Origin of the sequence: Sedimentibacter sp. (genome assembly GCF_033447055.1) — a bacterium.
GTDB lineage: Bacteria > Bacillota > Clostridia > Tissierellales > Sedimentibacteraceae > Sedimentibacter.
Genome location: NZ_JAWQJF010000052.1, coordinates 1 through 6,035 on the forward strand (window position 1 = coordinate 1; position 6,035 = coordinate 6,035).

A 6,035-nucleotide genomic window follows, 5' to 3' on the forward strand; every position below is an offset into this window, starting at 1 on the left:
TATTTTTTTCTCTAAAACAAATTTTAATCTTTCGAATGCAACTTTTGTATATGAATCAGTGCAGCATAAAACTACATCTGCTGCTTTTTCAGTAATTACATCTTCTGGAGTTCCAACTAATACTTCAGGTCTGTCTCCTCTTTCAACACCAATTAATTCATACATGCTCTTTCCGATTTTAGATCCTCTTCCGACAGCGCCAACGATATCAACACCCTTTTTATTTAACAACATTTTAGCCATTCCTGAGCCCATAGCTCCAAGTCCCCAAATAATAACTTTTACATTTTGCATTTCCAAAATCCTCCTAATTTTTAATTGTTACTCTTATATAAGCAATAACCATGCCAAATAAATTCAAAATATCAATAATAATTTCTTCACTGTCCAAAAATCCTTAATTTTCAATAATTAATTTGTTTTGTCTAGTATTTTTTTTATTATCCATATAAAAAAAATTAATAAATATACTAAATTAGAATAAGAAAACATCCGAAATATAACAAAAAAGCAAATTAATTTGCGGAAACTGCAAATTAATTTGCTTTTTTGTTTAAATGTTTATTTCGTACTTTTTAATTTTGTGCTGTAATGTTTGACGCTTAATCTTCAATGTTTCAGCAGCTTTTGTTATGTTGTTGTTGTTGATTTTAAGAGCATTTTTAATAATTTTTTTTTCTAAATTGCCAAGATATTCATCAATACCTTCATTTCCAATTTCTTCGTGATTATTAATATATTCTACATCTGTTTTTTGAATAGAAAAGTTGCTGCTATTCAAAGTACCCGCTTGATCGTCCGACATGCTCATAGCAGACATAATTATATTCTCCAATTCTCTTACATTGCCGGGATATTCATAATTAAGAAGATTTTCCTTAGCATCTTCCGAAATTGAAACTACTTCTTTATTAAGTCTTTCATTATATTTTTCAATAAACATATGTGCAAGCATTAGTACATCATCTTTTCTTTCTCTTAGAGGAGGTATGCTTATTTGAATTACATTAAGCCTGTAAAACAAGTCTTTTCTAAGTTTACCTTCCTTTAAAATTATTTTAGGATGCTCATTGCTTGTAGAAATTATTCTAACATCTATTGCAATGTCTCTTGTTCCTCCAACGCGTCTTATGTAATTTTCCTGAAGAACTCTCAAAAGTTTTGCTTGAAGTTCATAAGGCATTGAATTTATTTCATCTAAAAGAAGAGTTCCCCCGTTAGCTTGTTCAAAAAGACCTGCTCTGTCCACAGCTCCGGTAAATCCGCCCTTTGATGTTCCAAACAACAATCCTTCCAATAACGACTCCGGAAGTGCCGCACAATTTTGAGCAATAAAGGGTTTATCCTTCCTTTTACTTTCATAATGAATACTTTGAGCAATAAGCTCTTTTCCTGTTCCGGTTTCTCCAAATATAAATACAGATGCTGAATTTTTCGAGGCTTTTTTTGCTTTTTCAATAACTTCAGTAAAATTACTGCTTTCTCCAATAATATTATTGAAATTATACTTTCTGATTTTTTTCGTTTTAGCTATTTCAGGTTTACCTATTTCATTTTGCAATTTTAAAATAGTATGAGACATTTCTGCCATTTTTGTAATGTTTTTTGCAACTTCAACAACAGCCACAACTTCATCATTTACTACTACGGGCAGGGTTGAATTAATTGTGGTAATTTCTTTTCCATACTTGTTTAAATACGTTTGTTTTAAATTGGTTGTACTTTCTCCGTATTTTAAAGCTTTGAGCAATGTACTGTTTTCATTATTTAAATTTTTAAAAACCTCACCAAATGGTTTTTTAATAACTTCTTTAGTTTCCATCTTTTCAAGCTTAGACATAGCATCATTATATATTATTGTGTTTCCATTTTTATCTAAAACATGTACCCCTTCATCTACCAGGTGCAAAATTTTTTGCAGCATAGATAAATACTCTTTTGATTTCATGTCATCCTCCTAAAATAGGACTTACTATTTATTTAATTATATCATATTCATGCATTTTTTACAATCTTTGAAGTTTACTTTCTACCATTATTAGTGTAAAATTATATGGTAAAACAATACGAATTAAGTTTTAAGCTTACAAAACAAAAATTAAATCAATTATTATAAAAAACTATATAACTATTTTATACATTAAGGAGATAATGCTCATGAAAAAAATAGAAAGTTTCCAAGTAAACCACTTGGATTTAAAGCGTGGAATTTATGTATCAAGAAAAGATTCAATAGGTGAAAATATTATTACAACTTTTGATATACGAATGAAAGAACCAAACAGAGAACCGGTAATTAATACTGCTGAAAGTCATGCAATAGAACACATAGGGGCAACATTTCTAAGAAATCATCCAACTTATAATAATTTAACTTTATATTTCGGACCTATGGGCTGCAGAACCGGTTTTTATGTTATCTTTAAAGGAAGACTGGAGTCTTTGAATGTAGTTGACATTATAAAAGAAATGTTTGAATTTATAATGAATTTTGAAGGAGATATTCCCGGTGCTGATGCCATGTCATGCGGAAATTACCTTGACATGAATTTGCCCATGGCAAAATATGAAGCTGCCAAATATTACAATGAAGTATTGTGCAATTTAAAAGAAGAAAATTTAAACTACCCTAAATAACAATAGATAAAGCAATTGATAGCAATAGAAAAAAATGAGATTCTTCGCTTACACTCAAAATGACCATTTGTCATTCTTAACGCAGTAAAGAATCTCATCTTTATATTTTTTATTTTTAATTAATAAATATTAACTTTTAATTATTAGTTAGTTTTAAGTTTGTTTGCGTTTTTTCTTCTTTCCATTTCATTTAAATATCTTTTTCTAACTCTTATGCTGTCAGGAGTTACTTCAACAAGTTCGTCGTCATTAATAAATTCCAATCCTGTTTCCAGTGTCATAATTCTAGGTGGTGACAATTTTATTGCATCGTCTGCTGAAGATGATCTTGTATTTGACTGTTTTTTAGCCTTGCAAGGATTTACGACTATGTCTTCTCCTCTTGCATTCATTCCAATGATCATTCCTTCATAAACTTTATCTCCGGGATTTATAAACAAAGTTCCTCTACTTTCAAGATTGTTCAATGAATAAGCAATTGCATCACCTTGATCATTTGATATAAGAACACCATTTTGTCTCTGTGGAATTTCTCCCCTGTATTTATCATAGTTGTCAAAACTTCTTACCATTGTTCCTTCGCCTCTTGTATCGTTGATTAGCTCAGTACGATATCCAAGAAGTCCTCTTGTAGGAACCATAAATTCAATTTTAACAAAATTACCGTCAGGAGTCATGGAATTCATCATTCCCTTTCTCATGTTAAGCTTTGATATAACAGATCCTGAATACATTTCGGGAACATTTATTATAACTTTTTCAATAGGCTCTTTTACAACTCCGTCTTCTCTGTGAAGAATAACTTCAGGTCTTGATACAGCAACTTCATAGCCTTCTCTTCTCATATTTTCAAGAAGTATTGACAAATGAAGCTCTCCCCTGCCGGAAACTTTGTATCCGTCAAGAGCTCCTTCTAATTGTTCGACCCTAAGACCAACGTTAACTTCAAGTTCCTTTTCAAGTCTTGCTTTCAAATGTCTTGTTGTAACATATTTCCCTGACATTCCTACGAATGGGGAAGTGTTAATCAAGAAGTTCATAGACAAAGTAGGTTCTTCTATTTTAATAGTATCCATAGGTACAACTTTACCTTCATTACATATTGTATCACCTATAGAAATATTAGAAATTCCTGAAACAACAATTATATCTCCGCTGTAGGCTTCAGAAACTTGAGTTCTTTTAAGACCTTGATAAACAAATATACTTGTTATTTTTTGTCTTTCAACAGTACCATCATGTTTTGAAACAGAAACTGTCTGACCTTCCTTGATTGTTCCTGCTGTAACTCTTCCTATTCCAAGTCTTCCTATATAATCATCATAGCCAAGTGATGATATTTGACACTGCAAGTCATCGCTGTCCCTGTCAGGATACGGTGATACATGTTTTATTATTGTATCAAACAATGGAACAATATTTTCACTAGGCTGATCCAATTCATATTGTACAATTCCTTCTTTTGCAATTCCATACAATATAGGGAATTCCAACTGTTCATCATTTGCATTCAACTCAACAAACAAATCAAATACCATGTCAACAACTTCTTCAGCACTATGGTTTTTCTTGTCAATTTTATTGATAAGAAGTATTGGTCTTAATCCTACATCAAGAGATTTCTGTAGCACAAAACGTGTTTGAGGCATTGGGCCTTCAACAGAATCTACAAGCAATATAACTGTATCAACAGTTTTCATAATTCGTTCAACTTCAGATGAGAAGTCAGCATGTCCAGGTGTATCAACAATATTTATTTTTATGTCATTGTGCATTACTGAGCAGTTCTTTGAATATATAGTAATTCCTCTTTCACGCTCAATATCATTAGAATCCATTACGCAATCAACTAATTCTTGATTTTCTCTAAAAACTCCGCTTTGTTGCAGGAAAGCATCTACTAACGTGGACTTGCCTGCATCAACATGAGCTATTACTGCTATGTTTATTATTTTATTCTTCATTATTTACCTTCCTCTTTTTTTCCACAGATTAGTGTATCCTTTTTACTGACAATTTGCAAGTTTTTTTTATCAATATTTATAATATTTTTACAAAAATTCATGATAATATACAAAACGGAACGCTCAATGCGTTCCTTAGTTATTTCAAGTGTAATTTTTGGGTCATATGCTTACTTTTGGATTTCTGTATACAATTTCACCATCAATAATTGTCATTACTGTTTCATAATCTATATCTAACAATGGGTCACCTTTAAAGATAGCAATATCTGCATCCTTGCCAGACGCTAAACTTCCAACTCTGTCATCTATACCCGCAATTTCAGCCGGATTAATAGTAATTGACTTCCAGGCATCCTCTACAGAAAGTCCAGCCTTAACAGCCATACCTGCACACATGTTAATGTGCTGAATTGGAATTACGTTAGAGTCAGTTATTATTGCAATTTTTACACCTGCATCAACTAGTATTTTAGGTGTTTCAAAACTTTTGTTCTTAAGTTCATACTTAGTGCGAGAACCGAATGTTGGTCCGATTAAGCATGCTTTTCCTTCTGCTGCAAGCTCTTCTGGAATTAAATGTCCTTCTGTGCAGTGGTCTAAAGTAATATCTAAATCAAATTCCTTTGCAATTCTAAGAGCTGTAAATATATCATCAGCTCTGTGAGCATGCGCCTTCAAAGGAATTTGTTTATTCATAACAGGCAGCATTGCATGCAATTTTATATCAAAATCAGGTTTTCTATCAGGATCCTCTGCAGATGCCTCTAAATCTTCCTTATATTGTTTTGCTTCAAAAAGTGTTTCTCTAAGAAGCGCCGCAACTCCCATTCTTGTAACAGGAGACTTGTGTTGTTCATCATAAACTCTTTTAGGATTTTCTCCAAAAGCAATTTTCATTGCTACAGGATCTTTGATTACCATGTCATCAACTCTTTTTCCAAAAGTTTTCATGGCTAAAAAAGTTCCTCCTATTACATTGGCACTTCCTGGTCCTGTTACAGCTGTAGTCACACCGCCTTCGATTGCATCCTGAAAACCTTGATCCATTGGATTGATTGCATCTATTGCTCTTAATTGAGGTGTTATCGGCTCAACATCTTCATTGCCGTCTTCACCTTCGAATCCAATCCCTTCTTCCCACATTCCAATGTGACAATGAGCATCAACAAAACCAGGTGCTACCAAATAACCTTTTGCATCTATTACTTCAGCATCTTCAGGTATTTTTAAATTATTTCCAACAGCTTTAATTTTACCATCCTCAATAATTATCACTCCATTTTCAATGTCTTCCCCATTCATGGTTTTTATATAACCATTCTTAATTACTAACATGTTTTTTACCATTCCTTTCGCTTCGCTCAAGGCACAAACAAGTTATGAAAAAATGGTTGCGCCCCTCCTCATTTTGTTTTAATATCTTCTTATGGA

At 32.3% G+C, this 6,035-nt stretch carries 4 protein-coding genes and 1 pseudogene; 1 reads left to right on the top strand and 4 read right to left on the bottom strand.

Translation table 11 applies throughout. The annotated features are described in order from the left end of the window. Positions 1 to 294, bottom strand: a pseudogene (locus SA378_RS03175) (dihydrodipicolinate reductase); the annotation flags it as partial. 259 nt (positions 295 to 553) lie between these two features. Continuing rightward, positions 554 to 1,948 carry a sigma-54 interaction domain-containing protein gene (locus SA378_RS03180; RefSeq protein ID WP_318524542.1) on the bottom strand — a complete coding sequence of 465 codons (1,395 nt, stop codon included), beginning with the start codon at positions 1,946 to 1,948 and terminating at the stop codon, positions 554 to 556. Positions 1,949 to 2,157: 209 nt separating this feature from the next. Between SA378_RS03180 and SA378_RS03185 the strand changes: the two genes are divergently transcribed. Further along, complete coding sequence (locus SA378_RS03185; RefSeq protein ID WP_318524543.1) at positions 2,158 to 2,637, top strand: S-ribosylhomocysteine lyase; 480 nt, start codon at positions 2,158 to 2,160, stop codon at positions 2,635 to 2,637. A 143-nt stretch (positions 2,638 to 2,780) separates the two neighbouring features. Here SA378_RS03185 and typA read toward each other — a convergent pair whose 3' ends face one another. After that, positions 2,781 to 4,601 (bottom strand): translational GTPase TypA, encoded by a 1,821-nt coding sequence (gene typA, locus SA378_RS03190; RefSeq protein ID WP_318524544.1) that lies wholly within the window; start codon positions 4,599 to 4,601, stop codon positions 2,781 to 2,783. Between the two features lie 162 nt (positions 4,602 to 4,763). Then, on the bottom strand, positions 4,764 to 5,939 hold the full coding sequence (locus SA378_RS03195) for an amidohydrolase (protein WP_318524545.1): 1,176 nt from the start codon (positions 5,937 to 5,939) through the stop codon (positions 4,764 to 4,766). Positions 5,940 to 6,035 lie beyond the last annotated feature (96 nt).

Excerpts from the sequence above, each read along its gene's own strand:
- SA378_RS03180 (WP_318524542.1), bottom strand. The coding sequence starts at position 1,948 with ATGAAATCAAAAGAGTATTTATCTATGCTGCAAAAAATTTTGCACCTG.
- SA378_RS03185 (WP_318524543.1), top strand. The coding sequence starts at position 2,158 with ATGAAAAAAATAGAAAGTTTCCAAGTAAACCACTTGGATTTAAAGCGT.
- typA (WP_318524544.1), bottom strand. The coding sequence starts at position 4,601 with ATGAAGAATAAAATAATAAACATAGCAGTAATAGCTCATGTTGATGCA.
- SA378_RS03195 (WP_318524545.1), bottom strand. The coding sequence starts at position 5,939 with ATGTTAGTAATTAAGAATGGTTATATAAAAACCATGAATGGGGAAGAC.